General features: G+C 63.9%; 19 protein-coding genes and 1 pseudogene. 5 read left to right on the forward strand and 15 right to left on the reverse strand.

Features of this window, described 5'->3' with window-relative positions; genetic code table 11:
- Position 1: 1 nt before the first annotated feature.
- Both CCOS864_RS13030 and CCOS864_RS13035 read right to left on the reverse strand, forming a co-directional pair.
- Entirely contained in the window at positions 2 to 202 is a 201-nt protein-coding gene (locus CCOS864_RS13030) for a DUF1656 domain-containing protein (protein ID WP_115086689.1), read from the reverse strand.
- Positions 192 to 2,339, reverse strand: a complete 2,148-nt coding sequence (locus CCOS864_RS13035; RefSeq protein ID WP_115086690.1) for an FUSC family protein — start codon at positions 2,337 to 2,339, stop codon at positions 192 to 194. Before CCOS864_RS13035 ends, CCOS864_RS13030 begins: the two co-directional genes overlap by 11 nt.
- Before the next feature lie 463 nt (positions 2,340 to 2,802).
- Here CCOS864_RS13035 and CCOS864_RS13040 point away from each other — a divergent pair, with 463 nt between their 5' ends.
- Positions 2,803 to 3,510, forward strand: coding sequence for an MgtC/SapB family protein (locus CCOS864_RS13040; RefSeq protein WP_038995292.1), 708 nt, complete (start codon positions 2,803 to 2,805; stop codon positions 3,508 to 3,510).
- Here the strand turns inward: CCOS864_RS13040 and CCOS864_RS13045 are convergent.
- Positions 3,507 to 3,722: a hypothetical protein gene (locus tag CCOS864_RS13045; RefSeq protein WP_115087108.1), complete on the reverse strand. Its 216-nt coding sequence runs from the start codon at positions 3,720 to 3,722 to the stop codon at positions 3,507 to 3,509. The genes CCOS864_RS13040 and CCOS864_RS13045 overlap by 4 nt on opposite strands.
- A 192-nt stretch (positions 3,723 to 3,914) precedes the next feature.
- Between CCOS864_RS13045 and CCOS864_RS13050 the strand changes: the two are divergent.
- Positions 3,915 to 4,831, forward strand: a pseudogene (locus CCOS864_RS13050) (LysR substrate-binding domain-containing protein); the annotation flags it as partial.
- Positions 4,832 to 4,931: 100 nt separating this feature from the next.
- On the opposite strand, the gene CCOS864_RS13055 reads toward CCOS864_RS13050, so the two are convergent.
- From CCOS864_RS13055 to CCOS864_RS13090, 8 genes are all read right to left on the reverse strand, one after another.
- Positions 4,932 to 5,972 (reverse strand): ABC transporter substrate-binding protein, encoded by a 1,041-nt coding sequence (locus tag CCOS864_RS13055; RefSeq protein WP_115086692.1) that lies wholly within the window; start codon positions 5,970 to 5,972, stop codon positions 4,932 to 4,934.
- A 54-nt stretch (positions 5,973 to 6,026) separates the two neighbouring features.
- On the reverse strand, positions 6,027 to 7,409 hold the full coding sequence (locus tag CCOS864_RS13060) for an aspartate aminotransferase family protein (protein ID WP_115086693.1): 1,383 nt from the start codon (positions 7,407 to 7,409) through the stop codon (positions 6,027 to 6,029).
- Positions 7,406 to 8,845: an APC family permease gene (locus CCOS864_RS13065; RefSeq protein ID WP_115086694.1), complete on the reverse strand. Its 1,440-nt coding sequence runs from the start codon at positions 8,843 to 8,845 to the stop codon at positions 7,406 to 7,408. The genes CCOS864_RS13060 and CCOS864_RS13065 overlap by 4 nt, the downstream gene beginning before the upstream one ends.
- A gap of 86 nt (positions 8,846 to 8,931) precedes the next feature.
- Positions 8,932 to 10,425 carry an aldehyde dehydrogenase gene (locus tag CCOS864_RS13070; protein ID WP_115086695.1) on the reverse strand — a complete coding sequence of 498 codons (1,494 nt, stop codon included), beginning with the start codon at positions 10,423 to 10,425 and terminating at the stop codon, positions 8,932 to 8,934.
- Positions 10,426 to 10,441: 16 nt separating this feature from the next.
- Entirely contained in the window at positions 10,442 to 11,605 is a 1,164-nt protein-coding gene (gene argE, locus CCOS864_RS13075) for an acetylornithine deacetylase (RefSeq protein ID WP_115086696.1), read from the reverse strand.
- Positions 11,598 to 12,272: a DUF1028 domain-containing protein gene (locus CCOS864_RS13080; protein ID WP_115086697.1), complete on the reverse strand. Its 675-nt coding sequence runs from the start codon at positions 12,270 to 12,272 to the stop codon at positions 11,598 to 11,600. The genes argE and CCOS864_RS13080 overlap by 8 nt, the downstream gene beginning before the upstream one ends.
- A gap of 10 nt (positions 12,273 to 12,282) precedes the next feature.
- The gene (locus CCOS864_RS13085; RefSeq protein ID WP_003201555.1) at positions 12,283 to 12,693 is read right to left on the reverse strand and encodes a RidA family protein; all 411 of its coding nucleotides are present in this window, start codon (positions 12,691 to 12,693) and stop codon (positions 12,283 to 12,285) included.
- Positions 12,693 to 14,009 carry a flavin-containing monooxygenase gene (locus CCOS864_RS13090; protein ID WP_115086698.1) on the reverse strand — a complete coding sequence of 439 codons (1,317 nt, stop codon included), beginning with the start codon at positions 14,007 to 14,009 and terminating at the stop codon, positions 12,693 to 12,695. Before CCOS864_RS13090 ends, CCOS864_RS13085 begins: the two co-directional genes overlap by 1 nt.
- 273 nt (positions 14,010 to 14,282) lie before the next feature.
- Between CCOS864_RS13090 and CCOS864_RS13095 the strand changes: the two genes are divergently transcribed.
- A complete protein-coding gene (locus CCOS864_RS13095; RefSeq protein WP_115086699.1) occupies positions 14,283 to 14,795 on the forward strand; it encodes a GNAT family N-acetyltransferase in 513 nt (170 codons plus the stop codon).
- 12 nt (positions 14,796 to 14,807) lie between these two features.
- Here CCOS864_RS13095 and CCOS864_RS13100 read toward each other — a convergent pair whose 3' ends face one another.
- Positions 14,808 to 15,392, reverse strand: coding sequence for a hypothetical protein (locus CCOS864_RS13100; protein WP_115086700.1), 585 nt, complete (start codon positions 15,390 to 15,392; stop codon positions 14,808 to 14,810).
- 124 nt (positions 15,393 to 15,516) lie between these two features.
- Positions 15,517 to 16,488, reverse strand: coding sequence for a DNA-binding protein (locus tag CCOS864_RS13105; protein WP_115086701.1), 972 nt, complete (start codon positions 16,486 to 16,488; stop codon positions 15,517 to 15,519).
- A gap of 179 nt (positions 16,489 to 16,667) precedes the next feature.
- Between CCOS864_RS13105 and CCOS864_RS13110 the strand changes: the two genes are divergently transcribed.
- Positions 16,668 to 17,627, forward strand: coding sequence for a site-specific integrase (locus CCOS864_RS13110; protein ID WP_115086702.1), 960 nt, complete (start codon positions 16,668 to 16,670; stop codon positions 17,625 to 17,627).
- A 23-nt stretch (positions 17,628 to 17,650) separates the two neighbouring features.
- Here CCOS864_RS13110 and CCOS864_RS13115 read toward each other — a convergent pair whose 3' ends face one another.
- Together CCOS864_RS13115 and CCOS864_RS13120 are read right to left on the reverse strand one after the other, a co-directional pair.
- The gene (locus tag CCOS864_RS13115; protein WP_115086703.1) at positions 17,651 to 18,814 is read right to left on the reverse strand and encodes a glycerate kinase; all 1,164 of its coding nucleotides are present in this window, start codon (positions 18,812 to 18,814) and stop codon (positions 17,651 to 17,653) included.
- Positions 18,815 to 18,924: 110 nt separating this feature from the next.
- Complete coding sequence (locus tag CCOS864_RS13120; protein WP_115086704.1) at positions 18,925 to 20,025, reverse strand: sugar diacid recognition domain-containing protein; 1,101 nt, start codon at positions 20,023 to 20,025, stop codon at positions 18,925 to 18,927.
- Positions 20,026 to 20,186: 161 nt separating this feature from the next.
- Between CCOS864_RS13120 and CCOS864_RS13125 the strand changes: the two genes are divergently transcribed.
- Positions 20,187 to 21,521, forward strand: a complete 1,335-nt coding sequence (locus tag CCOS864_RS13125) for an MFS transporter (protein WP_115087109.1) — start codon at positions 20,187 to 20,189, stop codon at positions 21,519 to 21,521.
- Positions 21,522 to 21,545: the final 24 nt, after the last annotated feature.

A 21,545-nucleotide genomic window follows, 5' to 3' on the forward strand; every position in this document is an offset into this window, starting at 1 on the left:
TTCAGCTCCCCATGTACAGGATGATCAACGCGCACAGGCAGGCGTACAGCGCGCCTTCAAACAGGGCCGGATGCCAGACCCGCTGCATGACCCCCAGCTTTTGCAGCAGCCAAAGCACGGCAATCAACAGCGGCACCGCCAGCAACAAGGCCTGGGCAATCGGCGGCAGGTAGACGCCGCCAATCTCGAAATCAATGGGCAAGGGCCGGGGCTCCTTCTGCAGCAGGTTCAAGATAGGGGCTGTAGTGGCGCAAGAAGCCGGCAATCACCAGCAAGGCGACACGGATACGGAACAGCGAGCGTAGCTGCTCGGCAGGCGCCTGCAGCTGTTCGCCGTGCAGGTTGTCGAGGCTTTCACCCAGCGCCTGCAGGGTCTGCAGCAAGCTCGGCAGCACCACCGAGGTGCGCCCGGCGATGTATCGGCCGGCATTGCGCAGCACCTGCTCAAGCTGCACGCGCAATGCCTCTGGCAGCAACGGGTTGGCCCTGCCCTGCTCCTGCAACTGGCGCATGGCAACGCCCAGGGCCATGCAACCCAGGTTGACCTCGAACAGTGCCCGCGAGCGTTCGTCGCGGGTCGCCGGCAGCAGGCCGATAATCAGGGTCAGGCGGTCGACCATGCGGCTTTCAAAGGCGAACTGGCGTTCATCCGACGCCGGGCCCTTGAGCAAGGCATACACCTGTTCACGGGTTTCGCGAAACAGGCGCTCGATGCGTAATTGTGGGTTAAACGGGAAAATCCAGGCATACACCATCAGCGACAGCGCCGCGCCACAGACATACGCGCCAGCAAACTCGAACCACTGGATGGCGGTGTTTTGCCAGGCGCCGATGTTCTGCGGGCCGAACAGCAAAAAGCTCGACAGCCCCAGGCCCATGCCGATCCCTGCGGTCATCGGCCCCGACAACCCCACCGCCACCACATACAGCAAAGGCAACAACAGCAGTGCGAGCATTTCGAAGTCGACTACCTGGGGGATCAGCCAGAACTGGTACAGCGCCGACACCACCAATGCCAACCCCAGGCCGCGGGCATAGTTCTGCGCGGCCATCAGCGGGCGCGGAAAGGTCGCCATCAGCGAGCACAGAATCCCCACCAGGATCATTCCGGCGCGGGCACCGTCCCAGGCGGTCTCTATCCAGATCAGCCCGGCAGCAACCAGGGCGATAAAGGCGCGGCTGGCGTTCATTGCCGCCAGGCGCCAGTCCAGGTGCAAGGGATTGGTGCGCCCTTGGCGGTACAGGCAGTCTCCGGGCCGGCCTTCCTGGATGGCATCGCTGAGCTCGAGCATTTCGCCCAGCTGTTCAAGCAGGCGCGCCTGCTCCCAGCGCAAGGCCCAGGCCAGCGAGCGCAGCGGGGTTGGCAGGTCGCTTTGCAGTTGCTCGGCTTGCAGCGCGGCCTGGTCGAAGCGCCGCTGCAAGGCACTGAAGTGCTCGCGGGCCTCCGCTGGCAAGGCCCGGCCCTGTTGCGCCAGCAGGTCAAGGAAGGCCAGCTCATCGGCCAGCAGGCGGCTGATGAATTGCGGGTAATCGCCTTGCCAGCGCTCGGCGATCATCAGCTTCTGGTTACGCAGCACCGTCAGCCGCGAGCTGAGCAGCACCAGTTGGTTGCCCAGCAGTTGCACCAGGCCATTGGCCCCGCGCAAATGCGGCGCGTCGAAGTACAGGTGCCGACGCAAGCCTTCCAGGGCGCTGATCTCGCCGAGGATCTGCATCTGCCGCTGGCTGAACTCGGCAGCGCTCTCTTCGCCGCGAATCGCCGCCGCGGCATGGCTGGCCATGAGTTTGATCAGGTTGTCGACCTTGGCAAAGTACCCGCTGGCCACCGCCTGCGGCCGCGCACTGAGCAGGCTGACCGCACATACGCAGGCCACTGCCAGCAGGGTTTCAGTGACCCGGGTAATCGCCAGCATCAGGGTGTTGTCCTGTTCCGGGATCGCCAGCATCGCGACCACTACGGCGGTAAAACCGCTGAGCACGAAGGCATGCGAACTGGTGTAGCGCAGCAAGGTGCCGCCGGCGGTACACAGGGCCAGCCACAGCGCCAGGGTAATGATGAACGGCAACGGCGCCTGCGGGAACAACGCCATGATCAGCACCGCCACCGCCGCCCCCAGAGTAGTGCCGACCACCTGGGCGAAGCTGCGCTGCAAGGTCATGCCGCCCAGGGGCTGACTGACGATGAACACCGCCATGATCGACCACTTGGGTTGGTCCAGGTCAAAGATGAACGCCAGGTACAGGGTCAACAGGCAGGCGACGATGGTCCGCAGGGCGAAGCGCAAGGTGTCTGCGCCTGGGTGCAGCACCAGTCGCCAGTAATTGATCAAAGGTTGCACACAGGTCTCTCGAAAGTCCTTTGAGGGAAACAGTAGCTATTGAAGCCCATCAGGGAAAGACAACGAGATGACCCTCAGCGTTGCATATCTGGAACGATCCGCTGCGGATGCAAAAATTGTCATGCTTTTAACCTTGACCCTGCGCTGCCCGAGAGTTAGTTTCTCGCCCGCATTTTTGCATGCCTACACAGGAGTCCTGCATTGGACAGTAGCTCTAGTCGATTGCGACAGGTCCACACGGCGCGCTAGTTCAGCAGGTTCCTTCTGCCACTGGCACGCCGAACACGGCGGTTAGTGGCGATTCGCATCCCTTGCGGATGACAAATCCTCATTCTCCCTCCCGCACACCTTGCACCTTCAATGGTGATGAAGGTTCGTGGCCCTGCGCATTCTCTTTATTCACGTGCATCACCCCCGGGGTTCGGTGCCAAAGCGGCGTATTGCCGTGGATTCGAGGTTTGCTATGGATTGGAAAGTATTTCTGCTGCGCGTCACCGTCGCGCTGGTACTCGGGGCGCTGATCGGCGCCGAACGTCAACTGCGCCAGCGCCTGACCGGCCTGCGCACCAACGCCCTGGTCAGCACCGGCGCCTGCCTGTTCGTGCTGATGACCCAGGCGGTGCCGGGCATGGCCGCGACCGACGCCTCGCGCGTCGCTGCCTATGTGGTCTCGGGCATCGGCTTTCTCGGCGGCGGCGTGATCATGCGCGATGGCCTCAACGTGCGCGGCCTGAACACCGCCGCCACCCTCTGGTGCACCGCCGCCATCGGCGTGCTGTGCAGCCTGGGGCTGCTGCTGGAGGCGGCGCTGGGCAGCTGCGTGGTGCTGTGCGCCAACATCCTGCTGCGCGACATCGCCCAGCGCCTGAATCATCAGGACGTGCTGCCGGCCAACGAGGCCGAGCAACGTTTCGAAGTGCGTATTACCTGCCGTGCCGAGGACGAGATCCAGGTGCGCAGCCTGATGCTGCACAGCTTCGGCAACGACGGCCTGCGCCTGCAGTCGTTGCACAGCGAAGACCTGGCCAACCCGGCCAAGCTGGAAGTGCGCGCCGAGCTGATGGGCAGCCCCGATGCACCCACCCAGCTGGAACGCCTGGTCAGCCGGGTGAGCCTGGAGAAAGGCGTCAGCTCGGTGCGCTGGCAAGTGCAGGAGCTGACGGCGGACTAACGGCGTTCGTCCGACAGCGGCGTGGGCTGATCCGGCTCGGGCAAGCGGCCATCCTGGTCCGGAGCATCGGGCAGGCGCTCGATGTCCTGGGGCTGGTCGCGCCGCTGCGGTTCGCCGGGAACATTCGGGTCGGTGACCGGATCATGTTCACGTTGCGGGTTGATAAGCGGATCTTTCCAGAGCGGATCATCTTCGGGACGTGGCTGACTCATGACAACTACCTCGCAAAAGCGGCGCAAGCAAATGCGCGCCGTACAGTTTCGAGGCTTGGCACTGGCCCGCAGTGCCTTCCAGGCGATCAACGGTACACCCGCGAAAATATGCTCAATGGCCAGCAAAATCCGCTGCAGCACCCAGCCGCTCAAGGGGTATCGTGTAGCAAAATAATCAGCCAGAGGTGCACTGTGGCGTCCTATACCTTGCGACAACTGAAGTATTTCGTCACCACCGTAGAATGCGGCAGCGTCGCCGAGGCATCGCGCAAGCTGTACATTGCCCAGCCGTCGATTTCCACGGCGATCAAAGGCCTGGAAGACAACTTCGGCGTACAGCTGTTCATCCGCCATCACGCCCAGGGCGTGTCGCTGACACCCGGTGGCGCGCGTTTTTACCGCAAGGCCCAGGAGCTGCTGCGCATGGCCCGCGAGTTCGAGCAGAACGCCCTGGCCGACAACGACGTGGTCTGCGGCCAAATCGACATCGGCTGCTTCGAAACCGTCGCCCCGCTCTACCTGCCGCGCCTGATCGCCGGCTTTCGCGAGCGCTTTCCGGGCGTGGAGATCCGCCTGCAGGACGGCGAGCAGCAGGAACTGGTGCAAGGCCTGACGGGTGGGCGTTTTGACCTGGCGATCTTCTACGAACACGACCTCGACAGCACCATCGAGACCGAAGCCCTGACCGCACCGCAGCGCCCCTATGCGCTGGTGCCGGCCGGCCATCGCTTTGCCGGACAGGCCCAGGTGTCGATCCGTGACCTGGCCCTGGAGCCGATGATCCTGCTGGATGTGCAGCCGAGCCGGACGTATTTCGTGAGTATTTTCGAAGAGCTGCAACTGAGCCCGAACATCGTCTTCAGCTCGCCATCGATCGAGATGGTGCGCGGCATGGTGGGTCAGGGCTTTGGCTTTGCCCTGCTGGTGACCAAGCCCCATGGCCACAGCACCTATGACGGCCAGGAAGTGGTCTGTGTGGAGATTGCCGAGGATGTCACCGGATCGGCACTGGTGGCCGGCTGGCTCAAGCGTGCGCAGCTGACCAAGCCTGCGCAGCTGTTTGTCGATTACTGCAAGGAGCAGTTTGCCGCCTGGCTGAACTGAAGCACTCATCGCCGGCAACGCGGGCTCCCACAAGGGATCGGTGTACACCTGACCTGTGGGAGCTGGCTTTGCCGGCGATGCAAGGCAAAGCCTTGCCAATCAGCCTCAGCGCGCAGCCCAGGCGTTAAAGCGCTGCTCCAGCTCCTCGCCATGGTCCACCCAGAACCCGGCATCCACCGCCCGCGCCCCGGCCAGGTTGGCTTCGGCGGTCGGCAACTGCTGCTGGACAGTCGCCGGCAGCAGCTTCAACGCCTCGCGGTGTACCGGCCCGTAGGGGATCTCCTCGGAGAACACCTTCTGGGTCTGTGGCTGGCTGGCAAAGGCGATGAAGTCCTCGGCCAGGGCCTTGTTCGGCGTGCCCTTGACCACCGCCCAGTATTCCGGATCGTACAGGCTCTGCGGCCAGACGATACTGAGCTTCATGCCCTCCTTCTGCGCCGAGGCAATCCGGCCGTTGTAGGCCGCGCTCATGACCACGTCTCCGGCGATCAGCCACTGCGCCGGTTGTGCGCCGGCCTCCCACCACTGGATATTGCCCTTGATCTGGTCCAGCTTGGCAAAGGCGCGGCTGACGCCCTCGGCGGTGCCCAGCACTTCATACAACTGCTCGGGTTTGACGCCGTCGGCGAGCAAGGCGATTTCCAGGGTGTACTTGGCGCCCTTGCGCAAGCCGCGCTTGCCGGGGAAGTCGGCGACGTTCCAGAAGTCCGCCCAGGAACTCGGCGCCCTGGCCAGCTTGCCGTTGTCATACGCCATGACCATCGACCACACATAGGTGGCCACCCCGCACTCGCTGAGGGTGCCTGGGACGAACTGCGCCGGGTCGCCGAAGCGCGCCGGATCGAGGCGCTCGAACAGGCCCTCGTCACAGCCGCGCAGCAACTCCGGGCTTTCGACTTCGACCACGTCCCAACTGGTATGGCCGACATCGACCATGGCCTTGATTTTCGACAGTTCACCGTTGTACTCGCCGGCAACCACGCGTCCTGCGCCGCTGGCGTTGAAAGGTTGGAAGTAGGCCTTGTCCTGGGCCTGCTTGGTGGCACCGCCAAAGGAGATGACAGTGAGGTTCTGCGGCGCAGCCGACACCGCGCTGCACAGCAAAACCAGGGCAAAGGGAACACAGCAACGCAAGGATCTGGACATGAAGCGGTTCCTCTAATAGGCCGGCACGCCCGCGCGCGCCGGCCGCTTTTGGGCTTACAGGCGACCGAATTCGCGGGCGGTACGGTCTACGGCGGTACGGGTCTTGTCGACCAGTTCATCGATGTCGGCGTGGCTGGCCACCAGGGCCGGGGCCATGATCATTCGGCCCAGGGTCGAGCGGATGATCAGGCCTTCTTCAAAACCGAGGGTGCGGCAACGCCAGGCCATGTCGTTTTCGTTGGCGAAACGCTTGCGGCTGGCCTTGTCTTCGGCGAACTGCAAGGCGGCAACCAGGCCGGTGCCCTGCACCTCGCCAATCAACGGATGGTTGCCGAACACTTCGCGCAGGCAGCGCTGCAGGTACGGGCCGGTCTCGTGCTTGACCCGGCTGACGATGCCTTCGTCGCGCAAGGCCTTGAGGTTGGCAATCGCCACCGCCGCCGCCACCGGGTGGCCGGAATAGGTCAGGCCGTGGGCGAACACCCCGCCCTGCTCCACCAGCACTTGCGCCATGCGTTTGGACAGGATCAGGCCGCCCATGGGGATGTAGCCGCTGGTCAGGCCCTTGGCGATCGACAGGGTGTCGGGCTCGAAACCGAAGTGCTGGTGGGCGAACCACTCGCCGGTACGGCCAAAGCCTCCGATCACTTCATCAGCGCACAGCAGCACGTCGTACTGGCGGCAGATACGCTGGATTTCCGGCCAGTAGCTTTCTGGCGGGAAGATCATGCCGCCAGCGCCCTGGAACGGTTCGGCAACGAAAGCCGCAACGTTCTCGGCGCCAAGTTCGAGGATCTTTTCTTCCAGCTGGCGCGCCGCGCGCAGGCCGAACTCGGCCGGGGTCAGGTCGCCTTCGTGGGCGAACCAGTACGGCTCGTCGATGTGCGCGACATCGGGGATCACCCCGCCCATGTCGTGCATGAATTTCATCCCGCCCAGCGCCGTGGCGCCCAGGGTCGAGCCGTGGTAGCCGTTCCAGCGGCCGATCATGATCTTCTTCTGCGGCTTGCCGAGGATCTGCCAGTAGCGGCGCACGGTACGGATCAGCACCTCGTTGGCTTCGGAGCCGGAGTTGGTGTAGATCGCGTGGCTGTAGTGCGCGGGCAACAGGCTGAACAGCAGCTCGGACAGCTCGACCACCGCCGGGTGGGTGGTGTGGAAGAACATGTTGTAGTACGGCAGCTGCTCAAGCTGCTGGCTGGCAGCCGCGGCCAGGTCCTTGCGGCCATAGCCGAGGTTGGTGCACCACAGCCCCGACATGCCGTCCAGGTAGCGCTTGCCGTCGTTGTCCCACAAGGCCAGGCCTTCGCCACGGACGATCACCCGCGGGCCTTCGGCGTTCAGCGCTTTCTGGTCGAGGAAGGCATGAATGTGGTGCGCGGCATCCGCTGCCTGGTAATCGCCGGTGCTACGGACAGGTTTCACTTGAGCGGTCATTGCGAGTCTCCTTGCGGGTTTTTATCGTTTTGAGTGCCCAGCACGCTTTCCAGCGGCTCGGGCTTGAACAGCGGCTTGCCCATCACGCCCTTGATCCACAGCACGGCGATGATCGAGACGATCAGCAGCACCAGGCCGGCGTAGGCAAAAATCGAGAAGGTCATGTCCGGGCTGGGCGAGACGTTCCAGATCGCAAACAGCATGCCGGCGATGCCGAACAGCTGCGGCAACGGGTAGAACGGCGTACGGAACGGCCGCGCCACCTGCGGGTAACGCCGGCGCAGGGCAATGACGTTGACATGGGTGATGATGTACGCCAGCAACCAGGCCAGGGCGGCGGACAGCAGCAGCTGGTTGATCGCATCGGCATGGTCGTGCATCAGCAGCAACGGCAGGCCGGTGACCGCAGCGATGAACAGCACCGCCACCCACGGCGCGCCGGTGCGCTTGCCCTGACGCTTGAAGATGCCGAAGGCCTGGCCGTTGCGCGCCATGCCGAAGAGCATGCGCGGGATGGCGGCCAGCGAGCTGTTGAGGGTGCTGCAGGTGGCGGTAATCGCGGCGGTGACCAGGAACACCTTGCCGGCCTCACCGAAAACGGTGGTGGCGAACAGGTAATGTGGCAGGCCGTTACTGGCCAGTTCCGCCTGCGGCACGGTGAGCAAGGCGCCCAGCCCGTACAGGCTGATGATCACGAAGATGATGGTCAGGCCGAGCATCATCGAGCCCGGGATGTTGCGCTCCGGACGGCGGGTTTCTTCTACCAGCGGGCAGACGAACTCGGCGCCGACAAAACCCCACACCGCCATCGCCGTCAGAGCAATCACCCCCAGGCCCAACGGGTTCCAGTGGGCACTGTCGAACAGGGCCGGGTTGGGCGCGACAATATCGCTGTTCATCGCGCTCAGGCCCATCACCAGCAACACCACGGTCATCACCACCGCCAGCACCGTTTGCAGGCGGGCGAAGATGTCGATGTTGAACAGGTTGAGCACCGTGAACAGCGCCAGTACCGCCAAGGCCACGGTCAACGGCGGCATCGAGTGCGGGTAGACCTTGTCGATGATGAACTCCATCAGCAGCAGTTCGGCCGACAGCGCGAACATCGCCACCACGATGTAGCCGGAAAAGGTCGCGAGGATCGCCGGGAACTGGCCGATGGCAACTTCGGTGTAGGTGCTCAGGCTGCCGGCGCGTGGGATCATCAGCGCCAGTTCCGAGAACGAACAGGCGTAACTCAGGGCCAGCAGGTAGGCCAGGCCCAGGGGCACGATAAAGCCCAGGCCGGCGATGCCGACGCCCTGCAGCATCAGCACCATCACGCCCTGGGACACCACCAGGCCGATGGCCACCGCCAACAGCGCAGTGAGGCCGAGTTTCTTGCGACTTGCAGGCGGCGCCAGGGCGCCGGTTTGCACGCTTGCATTGCTGTTCATCGGTTGCTCCGAGTTGTTGTTATTGGAAGAACAGAGTTGTTGCCTGTGCTGGCGTCATCGCGGGTCAAGCCCGCTCCCACAGGCCCTCAGCCACGCAGCTGAATCCAGGTCGTCTTCAACTGCGTGTACTTGTCGAACGAATGCAGCGACAGATCCCGCCCAAAGCCCGACTGCTTGCCGCCGCCAAAGGGCACGGTCACATCCAGGGCATCGACGGTATTCACCGACACCGTGCCAGCATTCAGCCGCCGGGCGACGCGGTGGGCGCGGTTGAGGTCGTCGCTCCACAGCGAAGCCGCCAAGCCATAGATATGGTCATTGGCCATGGCCACCGCCTGGTCTTCGTCATCGAACACGCTGACCGCCAGCACCGGGCCGAATACCTCTTCGCGGGCCAGGGTCATGTCGGCTGTGACACCAGTAAAAATCGTCGGCTCGATGAAGTTGCTCGAGCCGTCGAAGTTCAGTTGCCGTCCGCCACAGACCAATTGGGCGCCCTCGGCCTGGGCCTGCGCGATGTAGTGCATGATCCGCTGCGCCTGGCGAGAGTCGACAATGGCCCCGGCGCGGCTCGCCGGGTTCAGCGGATTGCCCGGTAGCCATTGGCGCGCTTTGTCGATCAGGCGCTGAATGAACTCATCGGCAATCGAGCGCTGCACCAGCAGGCGCGAGTTGGCCGAGCAGACTTCGCCCTGGTTGAAGAAGATGCCGAACGCGGCTTTCTCGGCCGCCAGGTCCAGGTCCTGGCAATCGGCGAACACCAGGTTCGGGCTCTTGCCGCCGCATTCCAGCCACACCTGCTTGAGGTTCGACTGCGCGGCGTACTGCATGAAGTACTTGCCGACCTCGGTGGAGCCGGTAAACACCAGGGCATCGACGTCCATGTGCAGGCCCAGGGCGCGACCGGCCTCTTCACCCAGGCCCGGCACGACGTTGAGCACGCCCTTGGGAATGCCCGCTTCAATCGCCAGCTCGGCCAGGCGCAGCGCCGAGAACGGCGATTGCTCGGCGGGCTTGAGCACCACGCTATTGCCCGCAGCCAATGCCGGGGCGAGCTTCCAGGCGGCCATGTCCAGCGGGAAATTCCACGGCACCACCGCACCGATCACCCCCAGCGGCACCCGGGTGATGGTTGCCAGGGCATTGCTGGCAGTCGGCGCCACCTGGTCGTAGAGCTTGTCGAGGCTTTCGCCGTACCAGGCAAACACATGGGCGGCGCCCGGCACGTCGATGTTCCAGGCATCCATCACCGGCTTGCCCATGCTCAGCGAGTCGAGCAAGGCCAGCTCGTCGCGGTGCTCCAGCATCAGTTGCGCCAGGCGCAGCAGCACGGCCTTGCGCTCGGCCGGTGCGCGCTTCGCCCAGGAGCCTTGCTCGAACGCCTGGCGAGCACTGTGCACGGCCTGGTCGACCTCGATCTGGCCGCAGGCGGCAACCTGGGCCAGCAGCTTGCCGGAGGCCGGGTTGATGACATCGAATCGCGCCCCGCTTGCGGCCTGACAGGCCTCGCCTTCGATAAACGCGCTGTCGATCAGGCGCTGCTGTTGCGCCAGGGTTGTCCACTCGTTGAAATGCTTCACCGCAGACTCCTTGTTGTTATCCGTTGTTGGAGAGGTATTCGGCCAGGCGGTCCATCAAGCGGTCACAGGCCGCCATCTGCTCGACGCTGACAAATTCATCCGGCTTGTGGCCCTGGTCCATGCTGCCCGGCCCGCACACCACGGCCGGGATCCCGGCCTGGTCGAACAAGCCGCCTTCGGTACCAAAGGCCACGGTGCTGAAGGCGTCGCTGCCGCACAGCTGCGCCACCAGTCGCGCCGCCGCGCTTTCAGGCGCGGTGGCCAGGCCCGGATAGGCCGAAATCGCTTCGAAGCGAATCGCCGTGTCGGCCTTGACCGCTTGCATGGCCGGCAGCAGCGTTTGCTCTGCGTAGGCTTGCAGCTCGTCCACCACCGCCTGCGGCGCGAAGGCCGGCAAGGCACGCACTTCAAAGTCGAAGCGGCAATCGGCCGGGACGATGTTCAGCGCCGTGCCGCCGTGGATCACCCCGACCTGCACGGTCGAGAACGCCGGATCAAAGCGCGCATCGTGATGCTCCGGCGCCGCCAGGCGCTGGCCGATCTCGCCCAGGCGCCCGATCAGCCGCGCCGCCTGCTCGATGGCGTTGACGCCATAAGGCGCATAGGCCGAATGGCACGGCGCACCGTGCACATGGCAACGCATGGCCAGCTTGCCCTTGTGGCCGAGCACCGGTTTGAGCTCGGTGGGTTCGCCGATCAGGCACAGCGCCGGTTGCGGGATGCGCTGGGGCAGCCCGTCCAGCAAGCTGCGCACGCCCAGGCAACCGACCTCCTCGTCATAGGAGAACGCCAGGTGCACCGGCCGGCGCAGGGGGCTGGCGAGAAACACCGGCACTGCCGCCAGCACCGAGGCCAGGTAGCCTTTCATGTCGGCGGCGCCACGGCCGTACAGCTTGCCGTCGCGCTCGGTGAGGCTGAACGGCTCGAGCGTCCACGGCTGACCGTCGATCGGCACCACGTCGGTATGCCCCGACAACACCACACCGCCCGCCACTGCCGGGCCAATGCTGGCCAGCAGGTTGGCCTTGGTCCGCTCCGTGTTGTAGATCAGCTCGCAGCTCACGCCCAGGCCGTGCAGGTAGTCGCGGACGAACTCGATCAGGGCCAGGTTCGAATCGCGGCTGACCGTGGCAAAGCCAATCAGCCTGGCCAGCAATGCACGGCTGCGCAGCTCACTCATCGCCCGGCACTCCGTAGCTCGGCGCCAGGGTCGGGTTGAGGGCGCGGGTCAGGTAGTCCTGCAACTGCGGCTGATAAGCGGCCCAGAGTTTGTTCAGCTCGCCAATGGGGTTTTCCTCGGCCCAGTCCACGCGCAGGTCAACGATCGGCCAGACCAGCTCGCCGACCACCGACAGCGCCGCCGAATGCACCGCCCCGGCTTCGCCGCCGGCGTCCTGGCCGGCCTGCAGCGCGCTCAGCAAGCGGGCGGCCAGGCAGCCCTCGCTGTTTTCGAAGGCCTCGACCATGCGCTCGATCACCGCGCTGTTGGCCAGCAGGTTGCCCGCGGCCACGCATTGCTCACCGGCCACGGCGTTATTGATGCCCAGCGCATGGTTGCCGCTGAACAGCGCCGTGCGGCCCTGGGCATCGACCACCGCCACCTGGCGGTACTGGCTGTAGCCGTTGCGCGTCAAAGCGCGGTCCAGGGCCTGGTGTGGCGCCAGGCCTTCGTCGAGGCCGTCGAGTATTTGCGGGCCGAGGGCCGGCAAGGTGATGTTCTGGCTCGACACCGCACCCACGCCGGTGCGCAGCCACGGGCAGCGGGCGCCGACGGCGATGCTGGATGAGCTGATGGCTATGCCCAGCTGGCCGGTTTCGGCGCAGCGCCCAACGATGGAGAAGGTCATGGCACGCTCCTTATTCGGGGATGACCGCAATCACGTCGATTTCCATCAACCACTGCGGCTGGCCGAGAGCGCTGACCACCAATCCCGTAGAGATCGGGAACACGCCCTTGAGCCATTTGCCGACCTCCTGGTACACCGGTTCGCGGTAGCGCGGGTCGATCAGGTAGGTGGTGGTCTTGACGATATGACTGAGGTCGCTGCCAGCTTCCTCCAGCAGTTGCTTGACGTTGCGCATGGCCTGCTCGGCCTGGGCCCGTGGGTCGCCGAGGCCGACCAGTTGGCCGTTGAAATCGGTGCCCACCTGACCCCGTACATACACGGTGTTGCCGGCACGCACGGCCTGGCACAGGTCGTTGTCCAGGGTCTGGTTGGGGTAGGTGTCTTTAGTGTTGAACATGCGAATACGGGTATGAGTAGGCATCAACGGGCTCCCATGAGGCTGACAGGTTGGCTGGACGCTTGGTGCTCGGCTTGGCGCTGCGAAGCGTCGCGATAATTGAGGTAGGTGCGCTGTTTTACGATGTGGTCGGCGACGTGCTTGGCGTCGTGCCACACCCCCCAGATAAAGGCCGAGCCGCGTCGCGACAGCCAAGGCAGGCCGACGAAATAGACCCCTGGCTCGCTGGACACGCCGCGCTGGTGCTTGGGTTTGCCGTTGTCCTTGAAGGCGTCGACCTGCAGCCAGCTGTAGTCCACCGAATAGCCGGTGGCCCAGATGATGGTGCTGACGCCGGCCTTGGCCAGGTCGAGTTCCAGCAGCGGCTGGGTCAGGCACTGCGGGTCGGGAAGAATCTCCCGCGCCTGCGGTTCTTCCGGCAGGTTCAGGCCATTGCGGGCGATGTAAGCGTCGGCCGCATCGAGCAACGCCAGGTAGTTTTCGTCACCGCGGGCGATGTTCTCGGCCAGGTTGGCCTCGAAGCTGACCACCCCGTTGTCGAAGCCCTTGGTCAGGCCGACCAGGGTCATGCCCTGCTGGGCCAGCTTGCGAAAATCGACGGTGTGGCCGCCACGGGCGCCGCTGACGGCGATGGTCACATGCTCCTTGCCCGGCTGCATGGTCTCGGCATCCCACTCGCCGAGCACGCCCAGCCACCAGCAGAAATCACGGTTGCGATAAGCCCGTGGCGGCCGGTCGTGGGCACCGACCGAGAGGTAAACCTGCTTGCCGGCGCGCTGCAGTTCATCGGCGATCTGCACGCCCGAGGAACCGGCACCCACCACCAGCACCGCGCCTTCAGGCAGCTGCTGCGGGTTGCGGTAAGCGGCCGAGTGCATCTGTTGCACGCTCGACGCTTGCACGGCAATCGGCGGGATCACCGGGCGCTGGAACGGGCCGGTGGCGACCACCACCTGCTGCGCTTCGATCACCCCGTCGCTGGTTTGCACAGTGAAACCCGGGCGATCGCTGTTGCGCACCACCTGGGTGACATCGACGCCGGTGCGGATCGGCGCGTTGAACGTGCGGGCGTAGGCTTCGAAGTAATCGGCAACCTGGTCCTTGCCGGCGAAGGCGTCCGGGTCCAGGCCTTCGAATTCCAGGCCCGGGAAGCGGTCGTGCCAGGCCGGGCCGTTGGCGACCAGCGAATCCCAGCGGCCAGTGCGCCAGGCTTCGGCAATGCGCTTGCGCTCCAGCACCAGGTGCGGCACGCCCAGGCGGCTCAGGTGTTCACTCATGGCCACACCGGCTTGCCCGGCGCCAACTACAAGCGTATCGATTTTGGTTTTATTGGTTGTCATGTCTGCGCCCTACTGAGTTGTCCCACGCGGATGGCCGTGGGAGGGTGTAGGTCGCATTCTGGGAGCGCGCGGGAAAACGCGAAATTATGATTTTTATGGTTGTTAGAGAGTAAAAAACTGGGGCGGCTTTGCAGCCCATCGCTGGCAAGCCAGCTCCCACAGAGATGTTGCACACCACAACTCCTGTGGGAGCTGGCTTGCCAGCGATCGAGCGCGGTTGCGGACCGGCCGACGATTGACGACACTGCAGCTTTACCCTGCACAGTTGCCGTCATGTCCCTGAACATCCGCCTTTCCCGCGCTGAAGACGCACCTTTACTACCCGCAGTCGAACGTTCGGCAGCGCAGGCCTTTGCCTGTCATCCAGGACTGGAATGGATTGCCGAAGGACCGCTGCTCAGTAGCGCCGAGCACATGGCATTCATCACCTCAAACCAGGAGTGGGTGGTGGTCGATCAACAGGATGAGCCCCAAGGATTCATTTGTACGAAAGCCATGGGGCACAACCTGCACATCGTTGAATTGTCAGTGGCTCAGGCTTATCAAGGGTTGGGCTACGGTCGGCGACTGATCGCTGCCGTGGGCGACTGGGCCGGCACTCAAGGCTTTGTTGCACTGACGCTCACGACCTTTACCCACGTCCCTTGGAACGCCCCCTTTTATGCACGCTTAGGCTTTACGCGCCTCGCTGATGGCGACCTGGACGGCGCGCTTGCGCAGCTACTGGAAGTGGAAGTCGCTCAGCATTCGAGTGCGCGCTGCGCCATGTCGCTTGCCCTTCGCTAATACCGAGCCAGACTAGCGTGGCATCGGGATATCGGGAACATTGACAGCGATGATATCCAGCACCAAGTCGACTGTTTGCCCTCGGCCAACGCTGGCATAAAGATTATGCGTGTTGTGAACCGCAGGGCCTTTTTGTTGTTTGTCTACCCTAATGGCTTTTTTTCCTTCCGGCACAAGGCTGACGGGCGATAGTACTCCGCGTTGAGCCTCGACCTCTTTGCCATTGCTGAGCAAGCTCCAGAATTGCCCTTTGCCATAGGCTAATGGCGTGCGGTAAAGCCCCAGATAGTCATTGGTACTGATATCCACTGACCAGCCGTGGAAGGCGCTTGCAGGATTGTAAGCGCAGATCTGGTAGAGAAGTTTTTGTTCTTCAGGGTTAAAAAAGCACGCAAAGAGAAAGCCCATGGGGGCCGCAGCGTCCCGTGGCAGATTGAAGGTCAGCCAACCGTCACTTTGCTTGAGGCGCTTTTCGGGATTTATATTGCGGTAATCCTCCTGATACTCCCAAGTGTCCAATGTGCCCGCGTGCCCCTCTGTAGTGGAACGGACATAGGCAACAAATGAGCGCTCGGGTTGGTAATCATACGTCGGCATTGGCAATTTCCTCTGTTCTTCAGTTTGATCTAAGCGCAAAGCGCGCCCCATCAAGCTAATCTCAGGTTCCAATCGCTGAGAATGAGGAAAAGTCCCCACCGCGCACCTGCCTGGCGGGTGAAACTCATCCAGCGTCCCGATGTTGCTCAATTTTTTTCTCTAACTGGCGCAGCTGCGCTTCCTGCTTGCCGATCAGCTGCAACTGGCGGCGCAGCTCCGAGACTCGCTCGGCCAGGCTCAAGGCCAGGTCCTTGTTCTGTTTCTCCAGTTCGTCACGTGATCCGCTGAGCTGCGCAAGCTTCACCTCCAATCCGTGGATTTGCGCCTGCTGACGTTCGCCCTGGGTCTTGAAGCCGCGCTGGGCATCCTTGAGCGCGCGGATCTGTACCAGCAAGCCTTCGTTGTCGCGGTTGAGCCGGGTCAGCTCGTCCTGTTTGACGATCAGGGTCTGCTGCAACTGGCGCACTTCCACTTGCAGCAGCTGCACCTGCGCCTCATGGCGACGCTGATCCTGATCGCGCTGTTCGCGACTGGCGTTGCGGTAATGCTCCAGGGCGTCGCGGGCATGCTGATGCTTGTCTTCCAGCGAGCGGATCTGCTCGTCCTTGTCCGCCAGGCGCAGGTTCAGCTCACCCACGGCCTGGTTGAGCGTGGCGTTACGTGTCTGCTCGCTTTGCAGGGTGCTGCGGGTAGTGGCCAAAGCTTCTGATTCGCTGGCCAGTGCCGCGGCCTGGATCTCATGCTGCTGTTGCAGCGCCGCCAATGCCTGCTGGCTGATCTGTACCTGGGCCAGCAGCGTCTGGCGCTCGTGTTCGAAGGCGCTACGGGCTTGCTCGATGCGCGCCTCGCCCTCCTGCTGCAGCTGCTCAGCCAGTTGCTCGACCAGCGTCGCCAGAGCCTCGCTGAGGTTTGGCGCGGTGGTAGGCGCGGCTGGCTGCAGGCTTTCCAGTTCTTTCAGATAGCGGTGAATGGTGGTTTTCGAGCCGGTATTGCCCAGTTCGATACGTACCGCATCGATACTTGGATGCTCGCCACGGGCCAGCAGCGCCTGCCGCGCCTTGTGCACTAATGCTTTATTGATACCGCCACGGGCCATGTGAGCTCCTACTATTTCATACTGTGTTACGTACCATGTATTTACATACTATCTCATTCATTGATTCTGTGATCGATGAATCTGGTGCTAAGATGAAATAATCACGGCTTATCGCATGTTAAGGGTTAAAATGTCGGCCTGAAGTGCCGAGGTCGGTACGTTTGGCCAGGAGCACCGCCATGAACCCCATCGAACGCTATCTGCAGGCCGCCACCCGGGAGAACACCCGGCGCAGTTATCAGGCCGCCGTTGAGCACTTCGAAGTGAGCTGGGGAGGCTTTTTGCCGGCGACAGCAGACAGCATCGCCCGCTACCTCGCCGACCACGCCCAGACCCACTCGATCAGCACCCTCAAGCAGCGCCTGGCAGCGCTCGGGCAATGGCATGTCAGCCAGGGCTTTCCCGACCCGACCAAGGCGCCGATGGTGCGCCAACTGCTGAAGGGCATCCGCACGCTCCACCCTGGCGAACCGAAGCAGGCAGCGCCGCTGCTGATACAGCATCTGCAAACAGCCGTTGCGGCAATTGAGCATGACGCTGTCCAGGCCCGCGCCCGGCACGACCTGCCTGCGCTGCTGCGCGCCAGTCGTGACAAGGCCTTGCTGTTGATCGGTTTCTGGCGTGGGTTCCGCGGCGATGAGCTGGCGCGTCTGCAGGTCGAGCATATCCAGGCGCAGGCAGGCGTCGGCATGACGATCTTCCTGCCCCGCAGCAAGGGCGACCGCCAGGCGCTGGGCGTGCGTCACCGGGCGCCGGCGCTGAAGGTGCTGTGCCCGGTACAGGCTTACCTGCAATGGCTAGAGGTGGCGGGCATTGCCCATGGGCCGGTGTTTCGCAAGCTCGACCGCTGGGGCAACCTGAGCGAACAGGCGCTCAACAGCAACAGCCTGATCGGCCTGTTGCGGCGCATCCTTGAGCGCGCGGGTGTACCGGCGGCTTTATATACCGGTCACTCACTGCGCCGCGGTTTTGCTACCTGGGCGACCAGCAATGGCTGGGAGCTCAAGGCCCTGATGAATTATGTCGGCTGGAAGGATGCCAAGTCGGCACTGCGCTATATCGATGCGTCGGTGTCGTTTGGCGAACTGGCGCTGCTCGAAGGTGGCAGCAGCGCTGGGCTACTGACGGATCAGGCTTGACACAAATAGTGAAGGTGCTGGCCTCATCGCGGGGCAAGCCCGCTCCCACAGGTCTGGCGGGCGCAATTCCACAGGCGGGCAATGTCGCGAGCACGCGCCTGGAGCAAGGCTGGTGCGTTGGCACAGGCCGCTTCCAGGCTCATCGGGCCGCTGGTCAAGGCAAACGCGGCGTCGATGCCATGGGCATACAGCTGCTCGTAGCCCTCGCCCAGGGTGCCGGCAATCACCACCACGGGTACGGCGTGACGCCGCGCTACCCGGGCCACGCCGAACGGCGTCTTGCCGCGCAGGGTCTGGGCATCGAAGCGGCCTTCGCCGGTAATCACCAGGTCAGCGCCCTGCACCGCCGCCTCGAGACCGGCCAGTTCGGCCACGACCTCAATCCCGGGACGGAAGGCGGCCTGCAGGAAGGCTTTGGCGGCGAACCCCATACCGCCCGCCGCGCCACATCCGGGAAAATCACGCACGTCAGTGCCCAACAGTTGCGCGCAGTGATCGGCAAAGTGACCCAGGGCCTGGTCGAGGGCTTGTACCTGCTCGGGGCTGGCGCCTTTTTGCGGACCGAAGATGGCCGAGGCCCCATTGCTGCCACACAGGGGGTTGTCGACATCGGCGGCGACTTCCAGCTGCACCTCTGCCAGGCGCGAGTCCAGCGCGCTGGCATCGATGCGGGCTAGCCGGGACAACGCCAGCCCGCCTTCAGCCAGCGGCTGATTCTCAGCATCAAACAACTGCAGGCCAAGCGCACGCAGCATACCGCTGCCCGCATCATTGGTCGCACTGCCGCCAATGGCCAGAATGATCCGCCGGGCGCCGGCGTCCAGCGCCGCGCTGATCAGTTGCCCGGTCCCGTAGGTGCTGCTGCGGCAGGCATCGCGCTGGCCCAGCGTGAGCAACTGCAGGCCACTGGCAGTGGCCATTTCGATAATCGCCGTGTGACTGTCGCCCAGCCACCCCCAACCGGCCTCGAGCGCCTCCCCCAGTGGCCCGCGCACGCGCTGGCTGCGCAGCTCGCCAGCACAGGCGGCAACGATGGCCTCCATGGTGCCCTCGCCACCGTCGGCCATCGGGCACTTGACCAGTTGCGCCTGGGGCAACACCTGGGCAAAACCTGCAGCAATGGCGTCGGCGACACCTTCGGCGCTGAGGCTGTCCTTGAACGAGTCGGGGGCGATGACGATTTTCATGGGGATTCTCCTGATCCAGATGCCTGCATGCTGACAGTTGGGCCTTGATTGTTCGTCAGTCGAATGCACAAAAACCGGCGGCCTTTGTTTGGCACTTGGCCAAAGTCGAGTCAGCTACCGGCCGGCAGCAATTGCAACCCCAGGTACAGGCTGAGCATCCCCTCCAGCCGCAGCGGGTCGACTTCGCTCAGTTCGGCGATGCGCTCCAGGCGGTAGCGCAGGCTGTTGCGATGAATGCCCAGGGCATCGGCGCAGGCCTGGCTCTGGCCATCATGGGCGCACCAGGCACGCAGGGTTGCCAGTAACTGGCCGCTGTTGTCCTTGGCGCGAATCCGCTGCAGCGGCTCGAGCAACTCATCCAGGGCGTCATCGTTGCGGTGGCGCCACAGCAAGGCCGGTAGCCGATAGCGGCTCAGGGTCAGCAGGCGCTCGGCTGGCAGCACTTCACGCCCATAAGCCAGAAGGTCGCGAACCCGGCGATAACCGCGGCGCAGCTGCTCCAGGCCTTGCGCCGCCGACCCTGCGGCCAGGCGCTGGACCTGCCAGCCGTGACGCTGCAGCCGATCCAGCAACTTCGATTCATCGAGCACCACCGTGGCGGGCCGGCACCAGAGCAGTGATTGCCGCGCCGGGCTGACGCACCAGCTGTCCGGATAACGACTCATCAACCAGCTGGCCAGCGCTTCGGCTGCGGGCCCGGCATCCAGTTCGAACAGGCAGGGAATGCGCGGCAGCTGTGGCTTGAGCCCCAGTTGCCGGGCCTCGTCGACCAGGCGCGGTGAATCGCCGGAGCCACCCAGCAGCAACGCCAGCAAGTCATCGCAGCGCTGGCGCCGCCATTGCTGCTCGACCTGCAGGTGACGCTGGGCCAGGAGCATTTCGGCGGTCATGCGCACCAGCTCGCCATAGGTGCGCAACTGCTGGGGATCGCCGGTCAGGCCAAGCACACCGATCAGCCGACCGTCGAGCAGCAGCGGCAGGTTGACCCCGGGCTGCACGCCCTTGAGGCACTTGGCTGCTTCCACATCCAGTTCGACGATACGACCATTGGCCAATACCAGTTGCGCGCCTTCGTGGCGGGTGTTGATGCGCTCCGGCTCGCCACTGCCGAGGATCAGGCCCTGGCTGTCCATGACGTTGACGTTGCACGGCAAAATCGCCATCGCCCGCTCGACGATGTCTTGTGCCAGGTCATGGTCCAGTTCGAACATGGGAGGATCCTTGTTGTCGCAATGATTGGTCCGGGGCACAGCAGGCCAGGCAAAATGCTGTGCAAAAGCACAAAGACAGCCACGGCCCGCTCACCGAGACTCGCAGCAGCAGCCGCCTCGATGCAGGCTGCGGCGATAAACATAACAACAGAGAGAGAATCATGTCATACAGCCCTGCCCCTGACCAAGGCCAAGACGCCACCCGCAATGCGCTGTATCGGCGCATTACCCTGCGGCTGATTCCATTCATCTTCATCTGCTACCTGTTCAACTACCTGGACCGGGTCAACGTCGGCTTCGCCAAGTTGCAGATGCTCGATGCGCTCAAGTTCAGCGAAACCATCTACGGCCTGGGTGCCGGGATTTTCTTCATCGGCTATGTGCTCTGCGGGCTGCCCAGCAACCTGGCGCTCAACCGCTTCGGCCCGCGGCGCTGGATCGCGCTGATGATGATCGCCTGGGGCACGCTGTCGACCTGCCTGCTGTTCGTCACCACGCCCATGGAGTTCTACGTGCTGCGCCTGTTCACCGGCGCCGCCGAAGCGGGCTTCTTCCCCGGCATCGTGCTGTACCTTTCGCGCTGGTTCCCGGCGACCCGGCGCGGGCGGATCATGGCCCTGTTCATGTCGGCGATCCCGGTGTCCGGCTTGCTCGGCGGGCCGTTCTCGGGCTGGATTCTCAATCACTTCGCCGCCGGCCAGCATGGCCTGGCCGGCTGGCAGTGGATGTTCCTGATCCAGGGCCTGCCCACCGTACTGCTCGGCTTTCTGGCAATTTTCCTGCTCAGTGACGGCTACGCCAAAGCCAAGTGGCTGAGCCCTGCTGAACGGCAGATGATCGAGGCCGACCTCAAGGCCGATGCCGCCAGCAAACCGCCGACCACCAGCGACAGCGTACTGTCGGTGTTCGCCAACCCGCTGATCTGGACCTTCGGTTTCGTCTACTTCTGTATCCAGAGCGGGGTTTACGCGATCAACTTCTGGCTGCCGTCGATCATCAAGAACCTGGGCTTCAACGATGCCCTGCTGATCGGCTGGCTGAGCGCGATCCCCTACCTGCTGGCCGGGGTGTTCATGTTGCTGGTCGGGCGCTCGGCGGACCTGCGCAACGAGCGCCGCTGGCATTTGGTGGTACCGATGCTGATGGGTGCCCTGGGCCTGGTGATTGCGGTCAACTTCGCCCACAGCCCGGTGATCGCTATCATCGGCCTGAGCATCGCCACCATGGGCGCCCTCACCGGCCTGCCGATGTTCTGGCCCATGCCCACCGCGCTGCTGAGCGCCGGCACCGCAGTGGCGGGCCTGGCGATCATCAACTCGGTCGGGCAGATGGCGGGCTTTCTCAGCCCGTACCTGGTCGGGTTCATCAAGGACCAGACCGGCTCGACCGATGCGGCGTTGTATTCGCTGGCGGGCTTGATTGTGTTTGGCAGCCTGGTGGCGTTGCGGGTTTCGCGAGTGCGGGCTGCCGGGGCGGTGGCTGAACCGGTGAACTGAGGCACCCCCATCGCGGGGCAAGCC

It is taken from the genome of Pseudomonas wadenswilerensis (genome assembly GCF_900497695.1).
In the GTDB taxonomy this organism is placed as follows: domain Bacteria; phylum Pseudomonadota; class Gammaproteobacteria; order Pseudomonadales; family Pseudomonadaceae; genus Aquipseudomonas; species Aquipseudomonas wadenswilerensis.